The organism is Paraburkholderia solisilvae (assembly GCF_902859875.1).
GTDB classification, from domain to species: Bacteria; Pseudomonadota; Gammaproteobacteria; order Burkholderiales; family Burkholderiaceae; genus Paraburkholderia; species Paraburkholderia solisilvae.
Genome location: NZ_CADIKF010000055.1, coordinates 25,319 through 49,375 on the forward strand (window position 1 = coordinate 25,319; position 24,057 = coordinate 49,375).

Below are 24,057 nucleotides of genomic sequence, written 5' to 3' on the forward strand. Positions count from 1 at the left end.
CTCTCGCGGCTTTAATGCGGTTTTAATCGCCGCTTCTCGCGCGGCTCCAACAAGCCGACTCATTGGACCTACTGGAGGTATTGTGGCAATGTCCCAGTCGAACCCGTCCGCAACCGATCAGGCAATCAATCAGGCAACACATCAGGCAACACATCAGGCAACCAGCGCGACAAGCGACGCGACAACCGGCGCACGGCTCATCGTCGATGCGTTGCTGACGCATGGTGTCGAACGCGTATTCTGCGTACCCGGTGAAAGTTTTCTGGCCGTGCTCGATTCGCTTCACGACGAGACCGAACGCATTCAGACCATCGTCTGCCGACACGAAGCCGCAGCCGCGAATATGGCGGAAGCGGTCGGCAAGCTGACCGGGCGGCCCGGCGTTGCAATCGTCACGCGCGGACCGGGCGCGACGCACGCGTCGATCGGCGTGCACACCGCGTTTCAGGATTCGACGCCGATGATTTTGCTGATCGGCCAATGCGCGCGCGAACATCTCGACCGTGAGGCTTTCCAGGAAATCGACTACCGGCGCATGTTCGGGCAGATGGCGAAGTGGGTCGCGCAGATCGACGACGCGCGCCGCATTCCCGAATACATGAGCCATGCCTTTCATACGGCGACCTCGGGGCGGCCGGGGCCGGTGGTGCTGGCGTTGCCGGAAGATGTGCTGAGCGATGCATGCGCGATGGCGCCGGGCGCGCCGGCGTATCAGCGCGTGGCGGCGGCGCCGTCGCCGGCGCAGATCGAGCGCTTGAAGTCGCTGCTGGACGGCGCGCAGCGGCCGATGGTGATCGCGGGCGGCAGCGGCTGGACGCCCGAAGCGTGCGCGGATTTGCGACGCTTCATCGAGACCTGGCAGCTGCCCATTGCCCTCGCGTTCCGCTTTCAGGATACCTTCGACAACGAGCATCCGAACTACGCGGGCGATGTCGGCCTCGGCATCAACCCGGCTCTCGCGCAACGCATTCGCGACGCCGACGTGCTGATAGCACTCGGACCGCGACTGGGCGAAGCGACGACGAACGGCTACACGTTGCTCGACATTCCGAACACGAAGCAAACGCTGGTGCATATCCATCAAGGCGCGGAAGAGCTGGGCCGCGTGTATGCGGCGGACCTGCCGATCGTGTCGGGCATGCCGGAGATCGCATCCGCGCTTGCCGTGCTGCGTCCGGCTGCAGAGCCCGCGTGGCGCGGCGCCGCGCAAGACGCGCACGTCGCGTATCTGGAATGGCGCAAGCCGCGGCCGATTCCGGGCGACGTGCAGCTCGGCGAGATCGTTCAACAGTTGCGTGCACGCCTGCCGGACGACGCGATCATCACGAATGGCGCCGGCAATTACGCAACGTGGTTGCATCGTCATTTCGCGTACCGGCATTTTCACTCGCAGCTCGCGCCGACCAGCGGCGCAATGGGTTATGGCGTGCCGGCGGCGATTGCCGCGAAATCGATGTATCCGCAACGAATGGTCGTCGCGTTTGCGGGCGACGGCTGCTTCATGATGTCGAGCCACGAACTCGCAACTGCGATGCAGTACGACCTGCCGGTGATTTTCATCGTCGTGAACAACGGCCATTACGGCACGATACGGATGCATCAGGAGCGGCACTATCCGAACCGCGTGCATGGCACGGGTTTGACGAATCCGGATTTCGCGGTGTTCGCGCAATCATTCGGTGCGCACGGCGAGACCGTCACGCGGACCGAAGCATTCATGCCGGCGTTCGAGCGCGCCGTGGCGGCGCAGCGGCCCGCGTTGATCGAAATCCGGATGCCGAAGGAAGCGAGCACGCCGGGCGCGACACTGGAGCGGATCCGGGAGCAGGGGAAGAAGTTGCGCGGGGCGTGAAGGGCGTGCGTGAAGGGAGTGAAGGCCTCGTTTCCTGATAATCGGATTGTTTGGCGCAGCCCTTTTTTGAGAGGTGATGGCCTTCATCCCAAAATGACATCTAGATAGCTTTCCTCATAAAATAGGCGGCGCTCGTCCCCATGCCCTGCCGGCGCTGTATGTTTCCGATACACAGTGGTACACAGTGGTCACAGCGACCGTGCTGAACGAGGCGCGGGCCGCGGGTGTAATAGCCCCGCGGCCCGCTAACCACAATCAACTAAAAGGGAGTTGACCATGGCCGCCGCCAATAATAAAAAACGCTTGTCCAAATCGGAACGCTTCAAGACGCTCAAGACGGTATTGAGTGACGCCCCGGAAGGCCACTCCACATTCCACCCGGCGCATCCCCAGCCGGCCCAGCCATACATGCCGTGGGACTCGGTCGACCGCTGGCTGGGCGATGCGGGCTTTTTCAAAGCCGGGCAGCCGGTCACCATTTCGCTGGACTGCGCGCGTCGCTGTCTGGTTATCACGGCGCCGCGCGAAGAGGAAAGCCAGGCGGCGCGAGAGGCGAAGCGCGTCGAGTACGAACGGCAGCGGAAGGTCGAACACACCGCAATGAGCAAAGCATGGAAGAAGAGCGCGGCTGACTGGAAACGGGAGCGCGTCAGCAGGAAAGCGGAAGCGGAGGGTTTGCTGAAGAGCTTGATGGGTGAGCGCGCCCAGCAGGCTGACGCACGGGTGTAGCCGAAGGCACAGCCCTTTCCATCTTCGGCCATCCGGCGTGAAGAACCGGACACGCGGTCGTTCGTCACTCAACGCAAAGGCGGACGGCCCACATCATTCCGGCCACCCGCATCGTTTTTTCGAGAATGTCGCGATACAGCAGCGGCGCTGCGCCGCACCGCACACTATCCTCAGTTACAGGGACGAAAGTTTGCGCCGGTGCGGAAGGTACAGTAAGCATATTGCGGTGCGACGCGGACGTCGCGAATCACGCTCCCGAAACGCGACGCCTAACATGTACGCGACTTCGCGTGGAGTTAAACTGCATCGCGTATTGCCGTCCCTGAAATCCAGCATGCCTGGCTATCGCAAACTAGGGCGAATTTCGGGCGTTATTCGGTGCTTCGGCGCGTAAAACTGTCACGCATAATCGCGACATTCTGTCCAGGGTCCGGGCGCCGCGTGGGTGGACCGGACCGGCATGGCATCCGGCGGATCGCGGACGGAACAGAACGGAGGGTGTTTCGATGGCTCAGGAGTCGGACGACGACATCCCGCGCGTTGCCGTGTCGACGCGGCTGAATGACGTCCGCTGGCAGCAGCTGGAAGTGACCGGGGCCGCGCGCGCGGCGCTGCTCGGCACTCAGCCGTGCGTGTTGTGGTTCACCGGCCTGTCCGGAGCCGGCAAGTCCACCATCGCGAATCTCGTTGAAAAGCAGTTGCACGCGCTCGGCAAGCCGACGTATTTGCTCGATGGCGATAACGTCCGGCACGGCCTGAACCGCGACCTCGGTTTCACCGACGCCGATCGTGCCGAAAATGTCCGCCGTGTCGCCGAGGTCGCGAGGCTGATGGCCGATGCCGGCCTGATCGTGCTCGTGTCGCTGATCTCGCCGTTCCGCGCGGAACGGCGCATGGCGCGCGAACTGATGCAGCCCGGCCATTTCATCGAGATTTTCGTCGACACGCCGCTCGAAGTGGCGGAGGCGCGCGATCCGAAGGGCTTGTACAAGCGGGCGCGGCGCGGCGAACTGAAGCACTTCACCGCGATCGACTCGCCGTACGAGCCGCCCGAACACCCGGAGGTGCGCGTCGAAACCACCCAGTGCGATCCGGCTACCGCCGCGTTTCAGGTTCTGTCCGTTCTGCAGCAGAGCTGGCAGAACGAGGCCGCTCAAAACGGCATGATGCCGCGGGCGGCGCGCGCCGCGATGTAACAGCAAAACGGGCGATAGTCCCATGTCAGGAAGACGAATGAACAACAGCATGAACGCCGCGCGGCCGGCGTCGGGGAAACTCGTCGTGGTGCTGGGCATGCACCGTAGCGGCACGAGCGCGATGACGCGCGCGATGAAGGCGCTCGGCGCCGAACCCGGCGACCATCCGTTGCCGCCGGCGGCCGCTCTCAACGATAAAGGCCTGTTCGAAGACGCCGATGTTGCGCAGATCAATCAGGAACTGCTGTCGGCGGGTGGTGCGCATTGGCACACGGTCGGCGAGATCGAACTCGCCGGTCTTGCGCCGGCGCTGCTCGATGCGTTGCGCGCGCGCGGGGTCAATGTGCTGCGTGCGAAGTGCGCCGGCCGCACGTTCGCCTTGAGGGATCCGCGGCTCACGCGCTTGCTGCCGTTCTGGCAGCTGGTGTTCAAAGAGGTTGGCGTGCCGGTCGTCTACGCTGTCGCGGTGCGCGATCCGATCAGCGTCGCGCGTGCGCTCGCGAAGCGCGACCACATGACCGAGGAACAGGCTTATCCGTTGTGGCTTGCGTATATGGTCGCCGCGCTGCGCGATACGCACGGCTCGGTGCGCGCATTCTTCGATTACGCCAGCATGGTGCTCGATCCGGCCGGCGAACTGGCGAAGCTCGCGAACCGGTTGCAGTTGCCGGTCGATGCGGCGTGCGCCGGCGACTTCGCGCATGCGTTCCTCGAACAGGAATTGCCGCATCCGCGTTTTTCGACCGCTGACCTGACGGGCGTGCGTGCCGCGCCGAGCGCGGTGAAGGCGCTGTTCGCGGCGTTGGAAACGGTTTGCCGCGCGGGCGAGGAAGACGCGGCGCTGCAAAGCGCGCTGGAACGCGGGCAGCAATTCCTGGCGGATGTCGAGCCGTTGCTGCGCGTGCATCACGATACGACGCTGCTGCGGGCGACGCTCGAGGCGTCGAAACTGGTGATGGCGGACCGTGATAAACGCATTGCCGAATTGCAGCAGCAGCTTGCTAATGGGCCGGTATCTGCGCAGGCGGGGGTGGGGTCACCGGCTGTTGCGGGCGCGGCGAAGGATGCCGCGGCGAACGGCGCCGCCGCACCGCAATCGCTTGTCGGATCGCCGATCGTTGCGGCGGCGATGGCTGCAGCGGCAGCGAAGGACACTGCAGCAAATGGTGCCGCCGCACCGCAATCGCTTGTCGGTTCGCCAATCGTTGCTGCGGCGATGGCCGCAGCGGCAGCGAAGGACACTGCGGCAAACGGCGCCGCCGCACCGCAATCGCTCGTTGGCTCGCCAATCGTCGCGGCTGCGATGGCCGCGGCGGCAGCGAAAGACACCGCGGCAAACGGCGCCGCGGTTCCGCAATCGCCGGTTGGTTCTCCAATCGTCGCGGCGGCGATGGCCGCAGCGGCGGCAAAGAAGGCGGCAGCAGAGAATGCGGCAACCCGCGCCGCTTCCCCGCAATCACCGGTCGGTTCACCGATCGTTGCGGCCGCAATCGCCAAAGCCGCCGCCCCCTACGCTCCCCACGCCCCCGCTGCGCAACCGACCGCGCGTCCCCGTTTTGCATCGCGCGGCGCCACCCTCTACTCGTTCGTCGTCGACACGCAGCCGCGCTTTGCGTATGAGGGCTATCACCTCGCGCGCTCGCTGATCGAGCACGGTTGCGAGCAGGCATCGGACATCAATGTGCAGTTCACGCCGGAAGTCGACGCATCGACACGCGCGCTGTTTCGCGAGCTCGGCTGCACGCTGCACGATATCGAGCGCTTCGGCGACGGCCGCCATTGCAACAAGATCGCGCAGCTCGCGAACCTGCACCCGTTCGATTTCGACCATGTCGTGCTGCTCGACACCGATATGATCGCGCTCGCGGACCCGCGCCCGAACCTCGACGAACATGCGCTGGTCGGCAAAGTGACCGATCTCGCGCATCCGCCATTGCCGGTGCTCGAGGAGATCGCGCGCGCCGCCGGCATGCGCGACCTGCCGCCGATGGGCACCGTCGATGCCGCGCTCGAGCCGACCTTTGCCGGCTATTGCAACGGCGGTTTTTACGGCATTCCGAAAGGGCTCGCGCAGATAGTCGACCAGTCATGGCGGCACTGGGCGCAGTGGCTGCTCGCGCACAACGAGCCGCTGATGCGCAACGGCATGTCACAGCACGTCGATCAGATATCGATGTGGCTTGCGATCGTGATGGACCGCATTCCGTATAGCGCCGCGCCGTCGAACGTGAATTACACCGTGCATCTGAACAGCGAGCATCGGTATTTCGACCGCGGCGTGGGCATCGAGATGATCCGCTATCACGAGTCGAGCCTCGACGCGCTCGGCAAATTGCAAGTGAACGCGCGTCACAATGAACTCGAGCGCCGCGCGATCGAAGCAGCGAACCGGCTGATCGGCGCGGGCGTCGAAAATCCTGTCTTCCAGTCTCTGCGCGACTCCGCCGCGCAAGCGTGACAGCGTGATCGAAGGCAAGCCGCCTGACGTGCGCCCGCTTATCGCGCGGCCACGTCGGCGGTTTCGCGATCGTCCGCGTGCGGCGCCAGGCTTGCGTCCTCCAGCTGCGCGACATCGAACGATTCCGCCGGCTTGCCTTCACACCAGCGGCGCCACATCACGCGCAGCGCCTTCGTGAAGCTTGCCGCGATCAGCTCCGGCTTGAACATCGGCGATTGTTCGCAGCGCGCGCGCATGCCGGCGCGCAGCGCCGCGAGCGCCGGCACGTCGCTCGCGTGAGCGGCCGCCTTGCGCACGTAGTCGTCCCGATCGTCGGCGATAAACGACTGCAGCCCGACATGCGAGAGCGCCGTCACGCCGCTGCGGCCCGGCACGGTTCGGCCCGGCAGCGTCAGCGTCGGCACGCCCATCCACAACGCCTGCATGGTTGTCGTGAGGCCGGTGAATGGGAACGTGTCGAGGCAGATATCCACGTGGTAGTGCTGCTGCAGATACACGGCGACCGACGAGCGGGGCTTGAACTCGAGCCGCTCGCGCGGGATACCCGCACCGGCGAACCACTCGATCAACTCGTCGGGCACGCTGTCTTTCGGCATCGACGCGAGCACCATGCGCGAGCCCGGCACCGCGTGCAGCACCTGCGCCCACAGTTCGATCACATCGCGCCGCAACTTCTCGATGCGGTTGAAGCTGCCGAACGTCACGTAGCCGTTGCGCAGCGCGGGCAGGCCGTTGACCGGCGGCGACAGCGCTTCGCGCTGGAACGGCGCGACAGCGGGCAAGTAGACGATTTTTTCCGTGAAACGGTCGCGGAATGCGTCGGACGGCACCCAGAAACGATCAGCGAGGAAATAGTCGATGGAGCTGAGGCCAGTCGTGCCCGGATAGCCGATCCAGGTCGCCTGCACCGGCGCCGGCTTGCGCGCCATCGCGAGCAGGCGGTTGTGCGCGGTATGGCCCGCGAGGTCCACCAGAATGTCGATGCCGTCGGCGCGAATCTCCCTGGCCGTGACGTCGTCGGCGGCGCCGAAGATGTAATGCCAGTGCGCGAAGTAAGGCCGCAGCCGCGCGGTCACGTGGTCTTCGCCGGTCGTATTCGAATACGCATGCAAGATCAGCGTCTTGTCCTTCGCGAGATGCTCGAGCATCGGCTCGAGGAAGCTCATCACCGCATGCGCGCGGAAGTCCCCCGAAATAAAACCGATATGCAGCGGCCGGTCCGTGTCCTTGCGGTTGCGGTGCGGCAGCCACTTTTTCTTCAGCGGCTTTTCGTATTGCTCGGCGTAGCGCACGTGCTCGGCAAAGAGTTCGTCGGGTCCGATCTCCTCGCTGTGCGTCAGGCAAAAGTTGAGATTTTCGAACGCGACATGGTGGTCCGGATTCACTTCCAGCGCCCGGCGGAAGGCCGCCGCGGCATCGTTTTGCCGTCCCTGATGCAGCAGGATCGCGCCGAGCGTGACGTGCGTGCCGGATGCGTCGTCGTTGGCGGCGAGCGACTGGCGCGTATGCTGCTCCGCTTCTTTCAGGCGGCGTTGCGCGAGCAGGACGATGCCCATGATGCGATGTCCATGCTCGTTGTTCGGCTCGATGTTCAGCATCGCCTGACAGGATGATTCGGCCTCCGCATGCATGCCCTTTCCGAGCAGAATGCTGGTCCAGGCTTGCAGTACCTCGACGTCGAGCGGCGCGAGCTGGTTCGCGGTACGCAGCGCGCCAAATGCTTCGTCATATTGCCCGAGGCGGTAGCAGCCGCAGCCGAGTATCTTCCAGCCAAGCGGCAGGGATGGGAATCGTTCGGTGAGCGAGCGGCCGGCGGCCGCCGCCTGCTCGAGGCGCCCCTGGTTGAAATGAGCGACCGCCTTGTCGCATTCCTTCTGCGACGGGCGAGGCTCGCCGGCGGCAGCGGCATGCGTCGCGCGTGCGGGCGCCGCCGGCGCGCCGGACGCCGCTTGCACCGGCGTCAGCGCCGCTTTATCGGCGGCGGCTTGCGACGGCTCGGTCAACGGACTCTGCCTGACCGTCACGCCTTCCGGGAGCGAACTCATCAACTGAATCAGGGCGTCGACGGCGGGGCCGCTCATGCCGCGCTGCTGACCCATTTCGAGTGCGATCCACGCGGCCCGCGTCTGACCGGCTTGCAGCAGCGCGTCGACGTAGTTCAGCCAGTACTGCGGCTGATGCGGGTTGACGCCTATCGCGGTCTGCAGCAGCGGAATGGCGCCCTCCGGCTGGCGCAGGCGTAGCAGCACGACGGCGAGCTTGTGCAGCGCGTCAGGATAGTGCGGATAGCTGGCGACGACGACGCGGTACAACGGCTCCGCGCCCGCATAGTCGCCGGCGCTGTCCAGTGCGCGCGCGTCGTGCATCGCGTTGGCGGCGTTCAGGTGGCCGTGCAACGACGTGTCTTCCGGCGACAGCCGGGCCGCGTGCTGCAGCGGGACCCGCGCGCCGTCCAGGTCGCCGCGCGACAATGCGCTGTGCGCGAGCGTTTTCCAGCCGAAGCCGTGCTCGGGCAGCATCTGCGTCATCTGGCGGCCGACAGCTTCAGCGTTCGCGTGGTCGCCTTGCGAGATCAGTCGGGTGATCGTGTCGATGAAATCTTCGGCCAGCCCGCGCACACCGGCGTTTGCCACCGTGCCGTGCCGGGGTCCGGCGTCGCGCACGCGCGCGGCCTCGTCGGGTTGGCCTGCCAGTTCGAGTGCGCGAATATAGTCGCGCCGGATGTCCTCGCGCTGCGGGCTGGCGTCGAGCGCGGCCTTCAGGAAGGGCAACCCCATCGCGTGCTGTTCGAGTTGCACAGCCAGCATGCCGAGCTGATGATTCGCGTCCGCGTGATCCGGCTGCGCCTGCAGGATCACACGGTACAGTTGTTCGGCTTCCGCGAAAGCACCGGCCTGATGATGTTGCACGGCCTGCTGCAGAGTGGCGTCGAGCGTCATGGTTCCTTTCCTGGCATCGGACATCGAGGCACAGTGCCCCATGAACAGTCTAGAGACCTGAGTCGATGCACGATCCGGCAAGCAGACGCTGGATTTCCCCGCTTTTCGGCGCGTTGCGGGCGCGGGGCGGGCGGTGCGAACCACCCGGATCGCCCGGGCAGCGCACCAGCGCACCGGGCGGACGCGCGAAGAAAAAAGGCCCGCTTGGGCGGGCCTGAGTCGAACGAGCACGCCGTGGCAACCGGCGCGTTTTTCTTATTGATGTCGGGTCAAAGCATGCCGACGTTGACGTAGGCGTTGGCGGCCTGCACGTTTTTGAACGAGGCGCCGAACTCCACTTCGAGTTCGGTGCGTGCCGTCTGTGCCCGCGCGCGCAACGTGTCGATCGATGCCCGCACCTGGCGCAGCGCCTGCAGCGCGGCGGGCGAGGTCGGCAAGGTCAGCGATTCAAGCAGAGGCGAGCGCCGCTCCATGAGCCGCGCGACGCGCGGCCAGTCGGCGATCGCCGCGGCCTCTTCGATCATGCGAGTGAAGTCGACGACTCGCTCGAGCAGCTGATTCTGGTCCATGGCGTTGCGAATTCCCGGTTATTGAACGGAGTGTGTGCCGACGATGCGGGGGTCAGCCGCCGCTGCCTTGTGACAGCGCGCCCGGGTTGTTGCCGCTACCGAACAGTGCGTCGAGGTAGTTCGAGTTCGTGTTCGCGGTCGACATCAGCGTATTGAGCGAGGTGAACTGATCCTGGTACATCGATGTCAGCTGATTCGTGTAGTCCTGCAGGTCGTCCTGCTGCTTGGCGAGATTCGCGAGGTCATCGGTCAGCGCCTGCGTGCGGCTCGTGATCAGACCCTTTTGCGGATCCGTATAGGTCGTGACGAGCGAGTTGAGTTTGTCCGCAATGCCGTTCGTGCTGTTGAACAGGTTGGCGAGGGCGGCCGGATTCGTTGCGACCGCATCGTCAAGCGACGGATTGTCCGGGTTGGCGTCGATTTGCAGTTCCGCGAACGGCTGACCGTTTGTATTCGCCTGGAACGTGATGCCGAGCGACGCGAGCGTGTCCTTCAAGCCGCCGCTCGACACCTGGCTGCCGACGATGTTGCCGAGGGCCGCGCCAAGCTGGTTGATCATTTCGTCGCCGAGCAGAGCGCCGCCGCTGCCTGGCACATTCTGGTTGACCATTGGCGCGGCGAGCGAATTCATCTCTTCGATCACCGCGTTGTATGCGGAGACGAATGAGGACAGATCGGTGTCGACCGAATCGTTGTCCGGCGAGACCGTGATCGTTTGCGACTGATTGTCGGTCTGGGTGGCTGCCGCGGAGAGCGTCAGCGTCAAGCCGGTAACCGCATTGCTGATCGTGTTGGTCGAGTTCGTCACGACCGTGCCGTTGATGGTCAATAGCGCATCGCCCGCGGCCTGCGACTGCGTCCAACCGCCGGAAGTCGACGTAATCGTCGAGAGGGAACCCGGCGGGGAGCCTGCCGTGTTCGGCTGGCCGGACGCGGTCAAGTCGGTACCCGGGGTGGACGTTACCCCCAGGTTCGCGAGCTGGCCGGTCGCCCCGCTCCCAACCGACACGCTGATCGTGTTGGCCGCGCCAGGCGACGTCGACTGCAAGCTGAGCGCCTCGCCGCCATTCGCGCCTTTGATGACTTGCGCCTTGATGCCGGTATTGCCTGCAGCCTGGTTGATCGCCGTTGCGATATCGCTGAGGCTGTCATTCGACGAATCGATGTTGACGGTGAACGGCGTGCCGGTGCCGAGCGAAATGGTCAGCGTGCCGGTTCCCATCGCGTTTGCATCGGCCGAGCTGAAGGCGCCGGACGTGATGGTTTGCGCGGTGGCGATCTGCGACGTGGTGACCTGGTAGGTGGCTGCCGTGGCGCCGGTGCCGGTTGTCGCCGTGATGCCGGACGCGCTTGCCGTGGCGGTGAGCGACGACAGTGCGGCGCCGCTCAGGAATGGCTTGAGCGAGGATTGCAACCCCGACAGCGCGGAGGACAGCGTCCCGAGCGCGGTGAATTGCGTCGTGTCGATGCCTTGCTTTGTCTTGATCGCGGTGCCCTGGCCGGAGACCTTGTCGTTCACCAGTGCGCTGATGATCGAGGACGTGTCGAGCGGCGTGCCGGTCGAAGCGGAAATCAGTGACTGGGCAGCTTCCTGAAGCGCTGCCTGCGCGGCAGCATTGGAGGCTGCCTGCTGTTGAAGAGGCGTTAAGGATGAGGTCGACGACATCTGAGAGGCTCCATGCGGCCTGTCCGGCCACGTAAATTACGACAATTCGGCACAGGCATGGTGGTGGTGCCTGCAATACGACCGTGTGTTTTACCGTATTTTTGCGGCAATTGCTTGACGGCTTGCCATACGCCGCTTGCGACGGTGAGCGCAAAACGGGGCATAGCCCCGTTTTGCCACCGTTGCGCGCGGACGAGCCGTGTTGCGTGACTGCCGGATCGTCCGCGGTTACTGCATTACAGATTCTGCAGAAGCGTCAGCACGTTTTGTTGCAGGCTGTTCGCTTGCGCCAGCACCGAGATACCGGCCTTTTGCAGCACTTGCGCCGAGCTCAGGTTCGCCGTTTCTGCAGCGAAGTCTGCGTCCGCGATTTGGCCCTGTGCGGTCGTTGCGTCGGTCGACTCTTCCTGCTGCGACTGCGCGACATCGTTGAAGTGCGTTTGTGCAGCGCCGAACGATGCCTGAAGGTTGCTGATCGCCGCCAACGCGTTGTTGATCACGTTGATTGCGTTGTTCGCGCCGGTCGTCGTGCTGATGTCGATGTCCGCAACCGAGGTCGGCTGGTTCAGCGTGTTCACGTTCGCGAGGCTCGAGTTGGCCGGCTGAGCGCCCGTCGAGGTCGAACCGATCGTGCTGGTCGGCGCCGCGGCGAAGCCGATGGCCGTGGCTACGTTGCTTGCGTTGGACGTCACGTTGAACAGGCCCGAGACTGCGCTCGCCTGGATTTGCTGGTTGTTCTGGTCGAAGTACTCGAGGCCGCCACTGCCGTTCGCTTCGACGGTCACCGACGTAATCGCGCCCGGCGTGTTCGCGCTCGCGTTCAGACCGGTGTTCGGATCGATGCTGATACCCGAAATCGTGCCGAAGACCGTGCCTTGGGCCGCGCCGCTACCGGCGGCGACAGCGGCCGAGATCGTGTTGATTTCAGTCGTCGTCGACAGCGCGCCGCTGCTGTTCACGGACAGTGCGCCGAAGCCGTTCGTCGTCGTCGTCGAGAACAGCGCTGCGGTAGCAGCCGACGAAAGAGCGATGCCGTTCTGGTCGGTGAACGTGAAGCCGCCCGTGCCGTTCGAGTTGATGCTGATCGACGTGATCGCGCCGTGCGTGCCTGCCGCGCCCGTGTACTCCGTGCCGTTCGCGTTCAGGTTCAGGCCCGAGATCGTGCTGAGCGTGTTGCCTGCCTGGACGAAGCCGCCGCCGAGCGATGCTGCCGAGACGCCCTGGCTCAGGTCGAGGCTGACCGTGTCGCCGAGCGTCGCGCCGATCTGGATGTTCAGGATGCCGTTCGTGCCGGTCAGCAGCGTGATGCCGTTGTACGACGTGCCTTGAGCAGTCTGGTTGATTTCCTGGATCTCTTGCGCAACCGTCTTTTGCAGTGCCTGCTGGTTTTGGGGCGACTCCGTGCCGCCTACTGCTTCGAAGGCCAGCGTCTGGATCGACTGCAGAGCGTTGGTGATAACCTGGAGGCCGGTCGTTGCCGTCGAAACCACGGACACGGCCGCGTTCGCGTTTTTCACGCCCTGGTTCAGGCCGTTGATCTGCGTTTGCATCGACGTCGTAATCGCCAGACCTGCCGGGTCATCCGACGGGCTGTTGATGCGCTTGCCGGACGACAGGCGCGTGATCGCCGTGTTGAGTGCATTGCCTGACGCGTTCAGGTTCTGCTGAGCGGTCAGTGAAGGGTTGTTTGTAAGAAGGCTGAGCATGAGGTTCTCCGTAGAGGCGTTTAGTCTTGAATCAAGGCAACGTTGAGATCGGCGGAAGCACTCGTTCATTGCTGGCCGCCTCAGTGAAGGTTGACGGCGTTGAGAAAAAAAACTTGAGGGAGAAAACGGGACTGCGCGGATTTGCCCGGAGCGCACGTCATGCGGGTGCTTCGGAAATTTCAGAAAAATCTTTCTGATTCAAATGGTTAGATTGATTGACGGGAGGCCCCGTGCGGTCGACGGCGCGCATCGAGGCTTTCAGATGACGGCGGCCAACCTGCCGTTGCCGCGGCCGATGAGGCTGGATTTTTGCGAATGTGTTGCGATCCTCAACGGGTTGGACGTGGCCGCGTGGGCGGGTGTAACGGGCGGTAAGCAATGGACAGGACGGCGGCGAGCCGGCTCGGTTTACCGTGCGTCGGCCGCGTGCTGCAAGTCGCCGTTGGAGCGAGGAAAAGCGGAAAAATGATTGGTCTCGAGCCGATCTTCCTGATATAATCGCGGATTGGATTGAGATCGCTTATGGGCGGCTGCGCATGATGTCAGAGGCGCGTGCGGTCCGGCGACAGTCAAGCGCGGCGCGGCAAGCCGGTCTGGTCGGGTTGATCAGGCGGGGTCAGCGCAAGCCGGCGTCTGCGGTGAATTTCCGCCTCTCTTTTCCGGCCTCCGGGCCGCTTCGTAAGCTGTTTGTCCCGTAGTGCCGGCTTTGAAAGGCGATGAGCCGGACGTGAGTCGCCGGACGTGAGTCGAGCGGGGCATCACCGGAGCGCCGGCGCGTGATCAGTGCAAATCAGGCTGCCCGCAGGCATCCGGCAGTGAACGTTCACGCTGTTAAAACGTATCAATGATCGAGTTAGGAAACTCATGACGACCATTTTTTTGAAGGAAAACGAGCCGTTCGAAGTGGCGATTCGCCGCTTTCGTCGTGCCATCGAGAAGAACGGCCTGATCGCCGAACTGCGTGAGCGTCAGTCGTACGAAAAGCCGACGGCCGTGCGCAAGCGCAAGAAGGCTGCTGCGGTGAAGCGCCTGCACAAGCGCCTGCGCAGCCAGATGCTGCCGAAGAAGCTCCACTAAACAGTGGCGGCACGTCCACGCGATAAGACCTGAACGTCGGGCGCGCGGGGCACAGTTTCAGCTCAGTCCAGGAAGCGGGATGAACTTTTCAGGTTCACCCGCTTTTTTGCGTGTAGCGCGTACTTGCGCCATGTGTGCCGGCGCGGTCCATGTGCGTCGCGGTTGCGCCGCGCGGGTTGCATGGCGCGGCTCGGGTTGCGTGGCGTGTTGAGCCGCGCGTTCGTCAGCGGCTCGCCTTCCGGTTACGTCCCTTCTTGCCGAGCGCCGCGCATTTCGCATGAAATTCGCAGTCGCCCTGATGGTCGTTGACCATGCCGATCGCCTGCATGAACGCATAACAGATCGTCGTGCCGACGAATTTGCAGCCGTAAGCCTTCAGGCCCTTGCTGAGCGCGTCGGAGACTTCGGTTGACGCCGGCGCGTGCTGGTACGAAGTCCAGCTGTTCTGGATCGGCGTCTGGTCGACAAACGACCAGACGAAGTTCGACAGCGACCCGTGTTCGTCGCGAATCTGCTGGACCGCGCGCGCGTTCGCGACAACCGATTCCAGCTTGCTGCGATTGCGTACGATCGACGCATCGAGCATCAGCGCGTCGATCTGTTTCGGCGTGAAGCGGGCGACCGCATCCACATCGAAGCCGGCGAACGCGCGGCGATACCCTTCGCGCTTGTTCAGGATGGTCGACCACGACAAGCCGGCCTGCGCGCCTTCGAGCACCAGCATCTCGAACAGGTGGCGATCGTCGCGGGAGGGGACACCCCACTCTTTGTCGTGATAGTGTGCGAGTGCTTCGCTTGTTGCCCAGGTGCATCGCTGCGTCACGGTGTTCGCTCCTGCGGAAATCGTGTGAGGTGGGGTGGGAAAGGCTTTGCAAGCATAGCGGATCGAGCCCGCTGCGCAAGCCGGCCAACTGGCCGATCCACCATGTGACTGCTTGCACGATCGCGGCGCCCGCCCATCCGATGCACCGGCGAAGCAGACAGCACGGGCATAGCACGGGCAAACTGCGGCATTACTCTCAATCAATCTTTATCCGATGGATACGCACTTCTATCTGATTGGCGTCGATGGTGGGGGCACGGGCACGCGCGTCGTGCTCGGCGATGCACAAGGCCGTGAACTCGCGATCGCGACGAGCGGCCCATCGGGCCTCGCGCTTGGCGTCGAACGTGCATGGCAGTCGATTGAAACGGCCAGTGCCGATGCATTCGCGCGCGCCGGGCTGACGCTCGACTGGTCGCGCTGCGTGGTCGGCTGCGGGCTGGCCGGCGTCAATAATCGTGACTGGCTCGCCGCGTTTCGCGAGCGGGCGCCGGCGGTCGCGGGCCTCGCCGTCGAAAGCGACGCTTACACGACGCTGCTCGGCGCGCATGGCGGCGCACCGGGCGTCGTGGTCGCGATCGGCACCGGCAGCATCGCGGCCGCGCTGGATCATGACGGCACGTGCCGGATTGCCGGCGGCTACGGCTATCCGACTGCGGACGAAGCGGGCGGCGCCTGGTTGGGGCTGCGCATCATCGTCCACGCGCAGCGCGCGCTCGACGGCCGCGCGCCGCTCGACGAACTGGCGCGCGCGCTGCTCGAGAAGGTCGGCGCGCAGGACCGCGACAGTCTCGTCGTGTGGCTGTGCAATGCCAATCAGACCGCGTACGCGAGCCTCGCGCCGGTGGTGCTCGCGCATCGCGCTCATCCGGTCGCGGCGCGCCTGCTCGCGCAGGCCGGCGAGCAGATCGAACAGATGGCGAGCGCGCTGGACCCGGGCGGCGCGTTGCCCGTTGCGCTGTGCGGCGGGCTCTCGGTGCCGTTGCGCGAGTTCGTGCCCGCTCATTTGCAAGCGCGTCTGCGCGCGCCGCTGGCCGACTCGGCGCACGGCGCGTTGCAGCTCGCGCAGCAGCAAGCCGCCAAGGTTTTCCCGTCGGGAGCGTGAAGCGGCGGCGGCCGGCGATAAAATACGAACTCCGAAGTCAAGATGAACTCCGAAGTCGTTCGCTGCCCACACTATGTATAACGTCATCGCCACGGATCTCGACGGCACCCTGCTCAACGCCGATCACCAGGTCGATCCGTTCACGGTCGCGACCGTGCGCAATCTCGAAGCACAAGGTCTGCACTTCGTGATCGCGACCGGGCGGCATTACTGCGATGTCGCCGGCATTTGCGATGTGCTTGGCATCCGGCCGTATCTGGTCACGTCGAACGGCGCACGCATCCATGCGCCCGACGGCACGATGATTCACGCGCAGAATCTTTTGCCGGCCACCGTGCAGCGCCTCGTGCAGCCGGCCATCACCGGTGCGCATGGCCGTGTGATCGCGAATCTGTTCGCGGACCGTGAATGGTTTATCGATCGCGCCGCGCCGCATCTGCTGCGCTATCACCAGGACTCGGGCTTCGTCTATGAGGTCGTCAATCTGAATTCGCACGATGGCGATGGCGTCGCGAAGGTGCTCTATATCGGCGAGCCCGACGATCTTGCCGCAGTGTCGGTCAATCTCGAACGCGAATTCGGCGCGTCGCTTTACGTGACGTATTCGATGCCGGACTGCCTCGAGGTGATGGCGCCGAATGTGTCGAAAGGGCGTGCGTTGCAGGTCGTGCTGAATCGCCTCGGTATCGATGCGGCGCGCTGCGTCGCGTTCGGCGACAACATGAACGATATCGATCTGCTGGAAACCGCGGGCCACCCGTTCATGATGAACAACGCGAATCCGGATCTGATCGCGCGGCTGCCGGCCGTGCCGCGCATCGGCAATAACTTCGAGGCGGGCGTTGCTCACCATCTGCGCAAGCTCTTCGAACTGCCCGACGAAGTGATGCCTTCATGACCGGAAGGCGGCGCATTCCGTTGCGCCCGCAGTGCGTTGCTGGTCGGCCCAGCCGATCATGGCTGGGTCACGATGATCAAGCTCAGGACGGCGAGCCGGCGTTCAGGCGGTGGTTCAAGCAAGGCGAGCATGTGGCCGCCTGAGGTGGCCGCCTGAGGTGGCTGCCTGAGGTGGCCGCCTCAGGTCGCAGCCTCAAGTTGAGGTCTCAGGTTGCGGCCTCAAATTGCGGCCCCAACCTGCCGCCTTTAGCGACCGCCTTATACGGCCGCCTCACGGCGCCCCGCGTCAGTCACGCCAATGGCCCCACGTGCGGCCATAATCCCCGCTGCGATGATTCTGATCGCGATACTCCCAGCGATGATCATCACCCCGGTTCCAGCCGCGCTGGTCCCAGCCGTGGTCATCGCGCGGGTAATAGACCGGGCGCGGAGCCGCGTAGACGGGCGCCGGCTGCACATAAGCGGGCGCGCCGAGCGACAACCCGATGCTGAGGCTGCTATGTGCCTGCGCAACCCCGACAGCACCGGCCGCGAGACCGGCTGCGACGAGCAGATGAGTGACAATGCGCTTCATATGTTCCTCCTTGCGGCGAGTCGACGGGAATAGCGCTTCGACGCTTACTCCAGTCCTGTGCAACATCGTTGCGAACGCGGCCACGAGGCCGCACGAGTTCAATCTACGCGCTGCGCCCGTTGCGTACTGAGACAGGTTGTTACGGAGTGCAAGCGGTTCTTTGCCGCCCGACGCATGCATGAACGCCGCGCCGCGCCGCGGCCTCGCCCGGCGCGCGGCCTGGCGAGGCCGACGCGCGCACGGCACGCGCAGCCCATCCGTTGCGCCGTAAACCCGCCTTACATCTGTGCCGCCTGTTTAATCTTCGCCGCCGTCTCACACCGGTCCGCCACCGATGCTTCAGGCAAATGCAAACCCGGATGAACCGCAGACAAGTGTTTTGGCGCACCCGCCTAACGGAACCCGTAAATACCCGGATATATCGCGATTGGAGTGGATTCGAACAGACGCATTTCCAATCGGGATGTCAACTTTTGTTAATTCCGCACTCGTGCCCCCCATATTCTTCGTAAAATTTGCAGGGCATTTAACCGTTTCTTTCGATAAAATTATCAGAAGTTTTCGCGTAAAATGATTTAGGTCCGTTGCGGACTTTATTAAACGACGCTAATCTCCGAACCGACGGGGTTGGAAAAAAAGGGAGGCCGAAATGTCGCAATATGCTGATCTGAAGGTTCAGATCTCCAAGCTGCAAGCGCAGGCGGAGGAAGCCCGCCGCGTGGAAGTGGGCAATGTGATTGCCGAGATTCAACGTCAGATTGCCGAGTATGGTCTGACGCCGCAAGACCTCGGCTTTGCCGCGGCGGCGCGGCGCGGGCGCCCGCCGAAGAAGGCGCCGCTGCCGGCGAAATACCGGGATCCGAAATCCGGCAATACGTGGAGCGGCCGCGGTAAGCCGCCGAAATGGATTGCCGGCAAGAGCCGCGAGCGGTTCCTGATCGGCGAGGCGTAATCCCGGTGCGTGGGTATTGCGTAACCGTTCACAGACCCATCCATAGCCGGTTACGCAATTGTTATCCCGTATCCGCTGAAATCCGACGCGTGTCGGAGTGAATTCGGAATTCTTCGAGCGCAGCTAATGCGTTCTGAAAGCTGATACGAAAGCGCCCGGCAAACGATCTGCCAAAAACGGTACTGCGGTCGGAAACCGGTTCGCGCAGCCGGCAATAAAAAGCCGCCTTTTCCAGGCGGCTTTTTTACGACTTATCGACTGTTTCGCTACAGAACGTGGTGCGCAAACGTTTTACATCAGGATATTCACCGGGACTGCATGCGGCGACCGTCCGGCCCGAAACATTGGCGAGCCGTGCAATATGCGACGGCGGCGCCGGTTGCGCAGCGCCGCCGCGCCAATTTCAGCCGGCAGCCGCGACGCGGCGCAGAATCGGGCGGCGCGCCGCCTCGACCAGCGTCATATAGCCGTCGACATAGTTCTGCGCCATCGTCTTCGCGCTGAAGCGCTTGTCGAACTGCGCGCGGATCTGTTCGCGCGACAGCTCGTCGATTCGCTGCAGCGCCGCCACCGCGCCCTGCACGTCTTCGACGATATAGCCGGTCAGCCCGTGGTCGATCACCTCCGGCACCGAACCGCGGTTGAACGCGATCACCGGCGTGCCGCACGCCATCGACTCGATCATCACGAGGCCAAACGGCTCGCTCCAGTCGATCGGGAACAGCAGCGCCTTCGCGCCGGACAGGAACTCGGGCTTCTGCGCCTCGTTGATCTCGCCGATGAATTCGACATGCGCCTGCGACAGCAGCGGCTCGATTTCCGTCTTGAAGTAATCCATGTCGACCTTGTCGACCTTCGCGGCGATCTTCAGCGGCAGCCCGCTTTGTGCGGCGATACGGATTGCCGTGTCGACGCGCTTTTCCGGGCAGATGCGGCCGAGGAACGCCAGATATTCGGGCTTGCGGTCGGTCCGCGGCGTGAGCAGCTGCGCCGGCAGGCCGTGATAGATGGTGTTCAGCCAGTTCGCCTGCGGCAGCGGCTGGCGCTGCGAATCGGAAATCGAAATGACCGGTGCGTCGGCGAACGTGTCGAACATCGGTTGCAGCTCGGGCAAGTCCAGCCGGCCGTGCAGTGTCGTGACGAACGGCGTATCGAGCTGCGTGAAGAGCGGAAACGGCAAATAGTCGAGGTGAAAATGCAGCACATCGAACTCGTGCGCCACGCGACGCACGCGCTCGAGCAGCAGCATGTGCGGCGCCATCGTATCGCGCACCGTCGGATCCAGACGCAGCGCGCGCGGCCACGCGGCTTCGAGCTTCGCGGAAGTCACCGAATCGCCGCTCGCGAACAGCGTGACGTCGTGGCCGAGGTCGACCAGCGCCTCGGTAAGATAGGACACGACCCGCTCCGTGCCGCCGTAGAGCTTCGGAGGGACGGCTTCGTAAAGCGGTGCGATTTGTGCGATTCGCATTGTATGACTCCTGTTCAGAGGCTATTTCGCACGACGGCGCGAGAGGCGCAGCGAAAGGCGAATGCCGGTCGGACGGACGGGCGGCGCGTTCCCGGACTGAAATGTGGGGTGCGCTCGCCCGAGGGCGGCCTGAAGCCGAAGCGGGCCGGATCGGGTTATCCCTTAAGGTCCATTATCGGTATCCAGCACGATAATTCGACCTATTTTTCAAACGCTTAATGTTGTTACAGCGGGAAACACCGGCGGTTGCAATTGCCTCGCGCGACCCGCGAGCCTTGCGCAGCAACGTTGTGCGACCGCCCGACATGATCGGCGAGGGGGCCGCCTCGTGGCAAGCGCCGCGTCGGCCGTTACAGGTTCTTTGTTGCGGCAGGATGAAATCGCCCTATAATTTCGGCTCTTTATTCCCCCGACCGGCGCATTCGCCCGGTTAAAAAATCCCCGAAGTCTCTCGCCCCGTTTTGTAGGAAAAATTCCTACAGAATTAATGGACGATTCCGTCGCGAAGGCGGGGCGGTTGTCCGCTTTTCGTGCGAATCCGCTAAGGCGACAATCTTGGCACGGTCATCACACTGCCGATCGTGTCCCTTGGAAGAAAGTGGACGTCGACAGGCAAACGATTTCGTGCCGGCCAGACAAGACCAGTCAAGACCAATCGGGCTTCAATCAGGCATCAAATTCGGGGGAAATCATGAGCGCTACCGTCGCTAGTAGTGACATGCTCAATGAGATCAAGGAAGTGAACCTGTCGTATCTGCTGCTCGCGCAACGACTGCTGCGCGAGGACAAGCCGATGGGCATGTTCCGCATGGGAATCTCGGAGCAGCTCGCCAACGTGCTCGTGAATCTGACACTTGCGCAGACGGTCAAGCTTTGCGCATCGAACCAGCTGCTATGCCGGTTCCGGTTCGACGACCACACGATTCTTTCTTCGCTCGCCGACAAGGGCAAGCCGACTTCCGTCAGCCAGGCGCACTCCGCGATCCTGATGGCGGGGCAGCCCGTCGAGCAGATCGGCTGATGCGCGCTGCGTCGCAGGCAGGCACACGCCGCGGGCCGTATCGGGTTCAACCGGCCGCCCGCCGCCAGACGGAGCGCATCGCTCATGGCCACTAAGAGCGTCGTGCACGAGGTGCGCGAAATCACGCTCGCGATCGAGCTGATCGAACTCGGTGCGCGCCTGCAGCTGCTCGAGGCGGAAACCAGCCTGTCGCGCGACCGGCTGATCAAGCTGTACAAGGAACTGAAGGGCGAGTCGCCGCCGAAGGGCATGCTGCCGTTCTCGACCGACTGGTTCATGACGTGGCAGCCGAACATTCACTCGTCGCTCTTCTACAACATTTACCGGTTTATGTCCGCGCGCGGCGGCTGCGAGACGATCCAGTCGATCGTCAAGGGCTACCGGCTGTACCGCGAACACGTGCAGATGCACGGCGAGGAGCCGGTGCTGAGCCTCACGCGTGCCTGGACGCTCGTGCGCTTTTTCGATTCCGGGATGCTGCAGCTCACGCCGTGCACGCGCTGCGGTGGGCATTTCGTCGCACATGCGCACGATCCGCGCGCCGGATTCGTGTGCGGGCTGTGCCAGCCGCCTTCGCGGGCGGGCAAGACCCGCAAGGCCGCCGACGAACGGACGCGCGCGGCGGTTTGAGCGGGCCCGGTGGGGGCGCCCATTTGGATTGGCCCGTTCGGGTCGGCCCGGCAGGGCGGCAAATTCGGGTGGCCGGTTTGGGCTGGCCTGGTGGGTTGGCCGCTCCGGGCTGGCCAGTTTGGGCTGGCCGATCGGCGCCGGCCCGTCCCGACCGGCCCATCCGGACTGGCGCATCCCGACCGGCTCCTCTGGTCCAGCCCATCCGGACCGGCGCATTCAGGCCGACCCGGCGAGGCGCGGCGCGCCCCGGCAGCGACCGCCCGCGATGCCCACCCAGCCGCCGCCGGATCACCCGCCGCGGGGGCCCGCAAAGTGCCGCCGCCCCAACGTTTACACGGGGGCGGCAGGGCGTTTTTCCGTCAAAGGTTTTTCGTTGCCCTGCCGTAAACCCAATTAACGACGATCTCCGTCGCCTATTTTGGGGGCTCCGCGGTGCTGATTTTCCTGGGAACACTCGTGACGCTGCTGTCCGTCTTCGGCGGCTACATGCTCGAGGGCGGCCATCTGGCAGCGCTGCTGCAGCCGGTCGAGGTGCTCATGATCGTCGGAGCCGGCGTCGGGGCGTTCATTCTCGGCAACGGGATGAAGACGATCAAAGCGACGATGCGCGTGATTCCGACGCTCTTCAAAGGATCGAAGTACAACAAGGACGTGTACATGGAGCTGATGGCGCTGCTCTACGTCCTGCTCGCGAAGGCGCGCAAGGAAGGCACGCTGACGCTCGAAGCCGACATCGACGATCCGGAGAAGAGCCCGATCTTCACGCAGTACCCCAAGATTCTCGCGGACCGGCACATCGTCGAATTCCTGACCGACTATCTGCGGCTGATGGTCGGCGGCAACATGAACGCGTTCGAGATCGAAAGCCTGATGGACGAAGAGATCGAAACGCATCACGCGGAAGGCGAAGCGCCGAGCCATGCGCTCGCGAAGATCGGCGATGCGATGCCGGCTTTCGGTATCGTCGCGGCGGTGATGGGCGTGGTCCACACGATGGCGTCCGCCGACAAGCCGCCCGCAATTCTCGGCCAGATGATCGCGCAGGCGCTGGTCGGCACGTTCCTCGGCATTCTGCTTTCGTACGGGCTGATCGGGCCGCTCGCGAGCGTCGCGGAACAGCGCGTGACCGAGTCGACCAAGATGTTCCAGTGCATCAAGGTGACGATTCTCGCGAGCCTGAACGGCTACGCGCCGGCGATTGCCGTCGAGTTCGGCCGCAAGGTGCTGTTCTCGACCGAGCGTCCGTCGTTCTCGGAGCTCGAAGAGCACGTGCGCCGCGTGAAGGCGAAGTAAGCAGGCGAAACAGGCAGGCGAAATAACGCGGGAGCCGCGCAAGCCGTCGCAAGCAGGCGGCCGCGATCCGGCAGGTCAAGGCAAGCAGATCTACAGGCAGGGCAGGCGGAGCAGCCGAATGAGCAAGGATAAGGATCGCGCGATCGTCGTCAAACGCTCGGCGCCGAACAAGAAGGGCCATCATGGCGGCGCATGGAAGCTCGCGTATGCGGACTTCATGACCGCCATGATGGCGTTTTTCCTGTTGATGTGGCTGCTCAGCTCGGCGAGCACCGTGCAACTGAAGGGCATCGCCGACTACTTCAACCAGCCGCTGCGCATCTCGCTGTCGGGCGGCGATCGCAGCTCGACCGATTCGAGCGTGTTGCGCGCGGGCGGCCGCGACGTGTCGACCGACCGTCAGGGCGTGATGCGCCAGACCGAAGGCACGACGCGCAACGGCACGCATTCGGTGACGCACAACGACGATGAAGCGGCTGCGCAGTTGCAAGGCCAGCTCGAGCGGCGCGAACAGGTGCGCCTGCACGACCTGCAGGTGAAGCTGATGGCCGCGATCCAGGCGAACCCGGTGCTGCGCCAGTTCAAGCAGCAGATCCGCATCGACTCGACGCTGCAGGGTCTGCGCATCGAAATCGTCGATTCGCAGAAACGCCCGATGTTCGCGACCGCGAAGGACGAGGTCGAGCCGTATATGCGCGACATCCTGCGCGAGATCGGCAAGACGCTGAACGACGTGCCGAACCGTCTCGTCGTGCAGGGCCACACCGATGCGGTGCCGTACGCGGGCGGTGAAAAGGGCTACAGCAACTGGGAACTGTCCGCGGACCGCGCGAGCGCATCGCGGCGCGAACTGATTGCAGGCGGGATGGACGAGTCGAAGGTGCTGCGCGTGATCGGCCTCGCGTCGACGCAGAACCTGAACAAGGCCGACCCGCTCGATCCGGAGAACCGGCGCATCAGCATCATCGTGCTCAACAAGAAGTCCGAGGACCAGATGATGCAGGACGACACGACCACGACGACGCTGTCGAACGACGCAGGCGGTTCGGCCGCGCTCGCCCCGCCGCTGCAGAACATCGCGGCGCCGGCGGGCACGCCG

At 64.0% G+C, this 24,057-nt stretch carries 19 protein-coding genes and 1 pseudogene; 13 read left to right on the forward strand and 7 right to left on the reverse strand.

What is annotated here, in order from left to right:
• The first annotated feature begins 88 nt into the window (after positions 1 to 88).
• The 4 genes and pseudogenes from HV675_RS26255 to HV675_RS26270 all read left to right on the forward strand — a co-directional run bounded on the left by HV675_RS26255 (position 89) and on the right by HV675_RS26270 (position 6,235).
• Positions 89 to 1,852, forward strand: a complete 1,764-nt coding sequence (locus tag HV675_RS26255; RefSeq protein ID WP_175114376.1) for a thiamine pyrophosphate-binding protein — start codon at positions 89 to 91, stop codon at positions 1,850 to 1,852.
• Between the two features lie 276 nt (positions 1,853 to 2,128).
• Positions 2,129 to 2,581, forward strand: coding sequence for a hypothetical protein (locus tag HV675_RS26260; protein ID WP_175114377.1), 453 nt, complete (start codon positions 2,129 to 2,131; stop codon positions 2,579 to 2,581).
• A 473-nt stretch (positions 2,582 to 3,054) separates the two neighbouring features.
• Positions 3,055 to 3,777 (forward strand): annotated as a pseudogene (cysC, locus tag HV675_RS26265) (adenylyl-sulfate kinase); the annotation flags it as partial.
• Positions 3,778 to 3,814: 37 nt separating this feature from the next.
• A complete protein-coding gene (locus HV675_RS26270) occupies positions 3,815 to 6,235 on the forward strand; it encodes a sulfotransferase family protein (protein WP_175114379.1) in 2,421 nt (806 codons plus the stop codon).
• A 38-nt stretch (positions 6,236 to 6,273) separates the two neighbouring features.
• Here the strand turns inward: HV675_RS26270 and HV675_RS26275 are convergent, their stop codons facing one another.
• The 4 genes from HV675_RS26275 to HV675_RS26290 all read right to left on the reverse strand — a co-directional run bounded on the left by HV675_RS26275 (position 6,274) and on the right by HV675_RS26290 (position 13,115).
• Positions 6,274 to 9,174 carry a tetratricopeptide repeat protein gene (locus tag HV675_RS26275; protein ID WP_175114380.1) on the reverse strand — a complete coding sequence of 967 codons (2,901 nt, stop codon included), beginning with the start codon at positions 9,172 to 9,174 and terminating at the stop codon, positions 6,274 to 6,276.
• 269 nt (positions 9,175 to 9,443) lie between these two features.
• Positions 9,444 to 9,743, reverse strand: coding sequence for a flagellar protein FliT (locus HV675_RS26280; protein ID WP_175114381.1), 300 nt, complete (start codon positions 9,741 to 9,743; stop codon positions 9,444 to 9,446).
• 52 nt (positions 9,744 to 9,795) lie between these two features.
• Positions 9,796 to 11,409, reverse strand: a complete 1,614-nt coding sequence (fliD, locus tag HV675_RS26285; protein WP_175114382.1) for a flagellar filament capping protein FliD — start codon at positions 11,407 to 11,409, stop codon at positions 9,796 to 9,798.
• A gap of 236 nt (positions 11,410 to 11,645) precedes the next feature.
• Positions 11,646 to 13,115, reverse strand: coding sequence for a flagellin N-terminal helical domain-containing protein (locus tag HV675_RS26290; protein ID WP_175114383.1), 1,470 nt, complete (start codon positions 13,113 to 13,115; stop codon positions 11,646 to 11,648).
• Between the two features lie 26 nt (positions 13,116 to 13,141).
• Here HV675_RS26290 and HV675_RS26295 point away from each other — a divergent pair, with 26 nt between their 5' ends.
• Positions 13,142 to 13,312: a hypothetical protein gene (locus tag HV675_RS26295; RefSeq protein WP_175114384.1), complete on the forward strand. Its 171-nt coding sequence runs from the start codon at positions 13,142 to 13,144 to the stop codon at positions 13,310 to 13,312.
• Positions 13,313 to 13,979: 667 nt separating this feature from the next.
• On the forward strand, positions 13,980 to 14,192 hold the full coding sequence (gene rpsU / locus HV675_RS26300; protein WP_075155305.1) for a 30S ribosomal protein S21: 213 nt from the start codon (positions 13,980 to 13,982) through the stop codon (positions 14,190 to 14,192).
• 223 nt (positions 14,193 to 14,415) lie between these two features.
• Here rpsU and HV675_RS26305 read toward each other — a convergent pair whose 3' ends face one another.
• Positions 14,416 to 15,015 (reverse strand): DNA-3-methyladenine glycosylase I, encoded by a 600-nt coding sequence (locus HV675_RS26305; protein WP_175114385.1) that lies wholly within the window; start codon positions 15,013 to 15,015, stop codon positions 14,416 to 14,418.
• A gap of 214 nt (positions 15,016 to 15,229) precedes the next feature.
• Here HV675_RS26305 and HV675_RS26310 point away from each other — a divergent pair, with 214 nt between their 5' ends.
• Together HV675_RS26310 and HV675_RS26315 are read left to right on the forward strand one after the other, a co-directional pair.
• Positions 15,230 to 16,120, forward strand: a complete 891-nt coding sequence (locus HV675_RS26310) for a glucosamine kinase nucleotide-binding domain-containing protein (protein ID WP_175114386.1) — start codon at positions 15,230 to 15,232, stop codon at positions 16,118 to 16,120.
• A gap of 73 nt (positions 16,121 to 16,193) precedes the next feature.
• Complete coding sequence (locus HV675_RS26315; protein ID WP_175114387.1) at positions 16,194 to 17,018, forward strand: Cof-type HAD-IIB family hydrolase; 825 nt, start codon at positions 16,194 to 16,196, stop codon at positions 17,016 to 17,018.
• A gap of 285 nt (positions 17,019 to 17,303) precedes the next feature.
• Here HV675_RS26315 and HV675_RS26320 read toward each other — a convergent pair whose 3' ends face one another.
• Complete coding sequence (locus tag HV675_RS26320; RefSeq protein WP_175114388.1) at positions 17,304 to 17,591, reverse strand: PXPV repeat protein; 288 nt, start codon at positions 17,589 to 17,591, stop codon at positions 17,304 to 17,306.
• Between the two features lie 649 nt (positions 17,592 to 18,240).
• Between HV675_RS26320 and HV675_RS26325 the strand changes: the two genes are divergently transcribed.
• A complete protein-coding gene (locus HV675_RS26325; RefSeq protein ID WP_175114389.1) occupies positions 18,241 to 18,543 on the forward strand; it encodes an H-NS histone family protein in 303 nt (100 codons plus the stop codon).
• 403 nt (positions 18,544 to 18,946) lie between these two features.
• On the opposite strand, the gene HV675_RS26330 is transcribed toward HV675_RS26325, so the two are convergent.
• Positions 18,947 to 20,014: a glycosyltransferase family 4 protein gene (locus HV675_RS26330; RefSeq protein ID WP_175114390.1), complete on the reverse strand. Its 1,068-nt coding sequence runs from the start codon at positions 20,012 to 20,014 to the stop codon at positions 18,947 to 18,949.
• A gap of 691 nt (positions 20,015 to 20,705) precedes the next feature.
• Here HV675_RS26330 and flhD point away from each other — a divergent pair.
• The 4 genes from flhD to motB form a co-directional block, all read left to right on the forward strand.
• Entirely contained in the window at positions 20,706 to 21,035 is a 330-nt protein-coding gene (gene flhD, locus HV675_RS32800) for a flagellar transcriptional regulator FlhD (protein WP_281364143.1), read from the forward strand.
• An 84-nt stretch (positions 21,036 to 21,119) separates the two neighbouring features.
• A complete protein-coding gene (gene flhC / locus HV675_RS26340) occupies positions 21,120 to 21,665 on the forward strand; it encodes a flagellar transcriptional regulator FlhC (protein ID WP_175114391.1) in 546 nt (181 codons plus the stop codon).
• A gap of 432 nt (positions 21,666 to 22,097) precedes the next feature.
• The gene (gene motA / locus HV675_RS26345; protein ID WP_175114392.1) at positions 22,098 to 22,958 is read left to right on the forward strand and encodes a flagellar motor stator protein MotA; all 861 of its coding nucleotides are present in this window, start codon (positions 22,098 to 22,100) and stop codon (positions 22,956 to 22,958) included.
• A 118-nt stretch (positions 22,959 to 23,076) separates the two neighbouring features.
• Positions 23,077 to 24,057: flagellar motor protein MotB (gene motB, locus HV675_RS26350; RefSeq protein ID WP_175114393.1), on the forward strand; the 981-nt coding region annotated here is incomplete at its 3' end.